At 73.0% G+C, this 3,857-nt stretch carries 2 protein-coding genes; both read right to left on the bottom strand.

What is annotated here, in order from left to right; all coding sequences use genetic code 11:
* Window positions 1-206 precede the first annotated feature (206 nt).
* The gene (ftsY, locus tag PLP61_RS15525) at window positions 207-1,340 is read right to left on the bottom strand and encodes a signal recognition particle-docking protein FtsY (protein WP_324503662.1); all 1,134 of its coding nucleotides are present in this window, start codon (window positions 1,338-1,340) and stop codon (window positions 207-209) included.
* Between the two features lie 28 nt (window positions 1,341-1,368).
* Window positions 1,369-3,857 (bottom strand): SMC hinge domain-related protein (locus PLP61_RS15520; protein ID WP_324503661.1); only part of this gene is annotated, 2,489 nt, incomplete at its 5' end.

Genomic DNA, 3,857 nt, shown 5'->3' with positions numbered 1-3,857 from the left:
TCGCCACCGGGGAGGCCCTTCCGGGGCCGCTCGACGAGCTCAAGGCCACCTGCGAGGACGGCCCCCCGGCGGCGCGCAAGAAGGCGGCCAAGGTCAATCGGCTCGCGATCGTGTGTCACAAGGGCAAGGTCGTCACCACGGCTTGGGCGCTGGGGGGCTGACCCACCCCACACGACTGCGCGGTGCGCCGCGACCGCCGCCGCAGCTCAGTCGAGCAGGGCGCTGACGAAGGCGTCGGGGTCGAAGGGCGCGAGGTCGTCGGGGCCCTCGCCGAGCCCGACGAGCTTGACCGGCACACCGAGTTCCTTCTGGACCGCGACGACGATCCCGCCCTTGGCCGTGCCGTCGAGCTTGGTCAGCACGACCCCCGTGACGTCGACCACTTCGCTGAAGACCCGGGCCTGTGCCAGCCCGTTCTGCCCGGTGGTGGCGTCGAGGACGAGCAGCACCTCGTCCACCGGGCCCTGCTTGTTGACCACACGCTTGATCTTGCCCAGTTCGTCCATGAGCCCGACCTTGGTGTGCAGCCGGCCGGCGGTGTCGATCACGACGCAGTCGGCACCCTCGGCGTTGGCCTCGGCCACGGCGTCGAAGGCGACGGCTGCCGGGTCCGATGCCTCCGGGCCCCGGACCACCTTGGCCCCCACCCGGTCCCCCCAGGTCTGCAGCTGCTCCGCAGCGGCCGCCCGGAAGGTGTCGGCCGCTCCAAGCACCACGGTGTGCCCGTCGGCGACCAGCACGCGCGCCAGCTTGCCGGTCGTGGTGGTCTTGCCCGTGCCGTTGACCCCCACGACCATGATGACGGCCGGCCGGTCGCCCTGCCGCGAGGCCGTGAGCGTGCGGTCCAGACCCGGGTCGACGAGCGCCAGCAACTCCTGATGCAGGGCGCTGCGCCAGTCGACGTCGCCTTCGACCCGCAACCGTGTGCGCAGGCGGTCCACGAGGTCGCCGGCGGCGTCCACGCCCAGATCGGACATGATCAGGGTGTCCTCGATCTCCTCCCATGTGGCCTCGTCGAGCCGGTCACTGGTGAGCAGTGCGAGCAGGCCGCGGCCGAGGGCGGAGTTGGAGCGGGCCAGCCGGGCCTTCAGCGCCGCCAGCCGCCCCTTCGTGGGTTTCGGCCGCTCGAGCTCGATGGTCGGCGCGGACGGCTGTTCGGGGAGGACGACCTCCTCGATCGTCGGCAGTGCGGTGTCCCGGGGGACGCTGGCATCGTCGCCCACACCCGGGATCACCTCGGGCGGAGCCACAGGCGGGGCACCCCGCCGGGAGACGAGCCGGACGCCGAGGACGACGACGGTGACGAGCAGGATCAGTCCGAGGACGAGGTACAGGGCGATATCCACGCCCCCATTCTCCCGGACGGGCTCAGACCGGCTGCAACTGCCGCATCCGCTGGCTGATGACCTGCGTCACTCCCTCGCGCATGGTGACGCCGTAGAGCGCATCGGCCATCTCCATGGTCCGCTTCTGGTGGGTGATCACCAGCAGCTGCGAGGTCTGGCGCAACTCCTCGAGCAGGCCGATGAGCCGTCCGAGGTTCACGTCGTCCAGCGCCGCCTCGACCTCGTCGAGCAGGTAGAAGGGCGAGGGCCTGGCCTTGAACAGGGCCACGAGGAAGGCCACCGCGGTCAGGCTGCGCTCACCACCCGACAGCAGGGACAGCCGCTTGATCTTCTTGCCCGGCGGCCGCGCCTCGACCTCGACACCGGTGGTGAGCAGGTCGTCGGGGTCGGTGAGCACGAGCCGGCCCTGACCGCCCGGGAACAGTCGGGAGAACGTGTACTCGAACTCCCGGGCGACATCGGCGTAGGCCTGGGAGAACACCTCCTGCACCCGGGCGTCCACGTCGGCCACGATGTTCAGCAGATCCTCGCGACTGCGCTTGACGTCTTCGATCTGGGTGACGAGATGCGTGTGGCGCTCCTCCATCGCCGCGAACTCCTCGAGCGCCAACGGGTTGACGCGGCCGAGCAGCGCCAGACCACGCTCCGCCTCCTTGAGGCGACGCTGCTGCTGGTCGCGGTCGTACGGCTGGTCGGGCTGGTCGTCGCGCCCGGGAACCGGCTGGTCGGGGCCGTACTCGGCGACCAGGTCGTCGACCGTCAGCCCGAATTCGTCGAGCGCCTTCTCGGTCAGCTGGTCGAGGGTGGCCCGTTTACCGGCGCGCAGCACCTCGTCGCGGTGCACGTCCTGGGTCAGGCGCTCCACCTCCGCCGCCCGGTCCAGAGCCTCGGTCCGGGCCTGGCTGTGCTCGGCCTGCAGCCTGCCCTGGTCGCCCTCCAGGACGGCCAGTCCGGACTCGGCCCCCACTGCATCCTGGTCCACCGCGGCGGACACCCGGCGCGCGAGCTCCTCGAGCCGCCCGAGGACGACCAGGGTCCGCTCGCGCTGCTCCCGGCGCCGGGCCGCGGCCGCCAGCGACTCCCGGGCTTGCTCGACCTGGTCGCGCAGTTCGGTGAGCCGGGACTGCAACCCGCTGTGCCGCTCCCAGGCGGCCCGGGCGGTGAGGCTCGCCTCGTGATGGGCGTTGCGCACCCGTTCCTGCTCGGCCAGCAGCGCGGTCAACGGCGCCCGGTCCACAGTTGGGACGCCCTGCGCCTGCAGCTGTTCGAGGCGCGTGTGCGCCTGTTGCAGGTCGCGCTCGTGATCGGCGAGCGCCGACAGCACCTCGGACTGCTCGGCCCGCACCTGCTCCAGCCTCCCGGCGGTCGTCGCTGCACGGCGGCGCACGTGGACATCCCGCTCGACCGCCGCCGCGGCACGCGCCTGGGCGGCGGCCGCCGCATTGCGCACCTCGTCACGGTGCGCGCGCGCCTGCGCCTGCTGCTGCTCCATGCGGGCGACGTGGTCGACGGCATGCTGCCAGCAGCCCTCGGCCGCCACGAGCTCGTCGGTCGCCTCCTCCAGGGCATTTCGCAGGGCGATGACATTGGCGCCCTGCTCCCCCTGGCCGGCGATCCCCCGTCCGAGCACCTGGCCCTGTGTTGTGGCCGCAAGGGCACCGGGCCGCTGGGCGAGCAGGGCCTCCGCCTCATCGAGGTCAGCCACCACATAGCAGTCCCGCAGCATCTGGGCCAGGGCACCGCGGACGCCATCCTCGGCCTCCACGAAGGCCAGCGCGGCCCGGTCCTCCAGGCGCAGCTGCGCGGTGGGGGCAGGGACCACGAGACGCACGGCGTCGGTGTCCTCGACACGGGCGAGCACATCACGGGGGCGGACTCCCTCCCGCAGCACCCGGGCGCGGGCGTCGGGACCCAGCAGGGCCGCGACGGCACGCTCGTACCCCGGACGCACCCGGATCACGCCGGCCAGGGCACCGAGCTGCACGTCCTCGGACAGCCCGCTCTCCCCGGTCTGGGCCACGGCGGACCGCAGGGCCTCGCACCGGGCGATCAGCGAGGCCCGACGCTTCTCCTGGGTCGACAACTCCTCGCGCGCCAGCCGCATGGCCTTGTCCGCCGCAACGAGCGCGTCGTCCACCTGTGTGGTGTCGACGAGGTCGGCATCGGCGGGTTCCGCCGGCAGGTCGGCGAGGGCGGCTGCGGCCTCCTGGGCCTCGTGCGCGGCGGTCGCCACCTGCTGCTCCAGCCCCTGCGCCCGGGCCCGGGTGGAGTCCACCAGACGCGCACCGCCGGTGACGGACTGCTCGGCGGCGGCCAGTTCCTCGCGGTACCGGGTCTGCAGGCGCTCGGCCGCGGCCACGGCCTCCTGCTCCTCCCGGACGCGTCGGCCCACGGCCTCGGCGGCGTCACGCGCCTGCTCGAACTCGCCCTGGGCCGCCGTGGCACGCTGGCGCTGCTCGGCCTGCTCGGCGGCCTCGGGCGCGCTCTGCCGCTGCAGGTGCTTCGGGGCGA

It is taken from the genome of Nocardioides sp. (assembly GCF_035429765.1).
Lineage (GTDB): Bacteria > Actinomycetota > Actinomycetes > Propionibacteriales > Nocardioidaceae > Nocardioides.
This window is presented reverse-complemented; position numbering and strand designations above follow the sequence as displayed.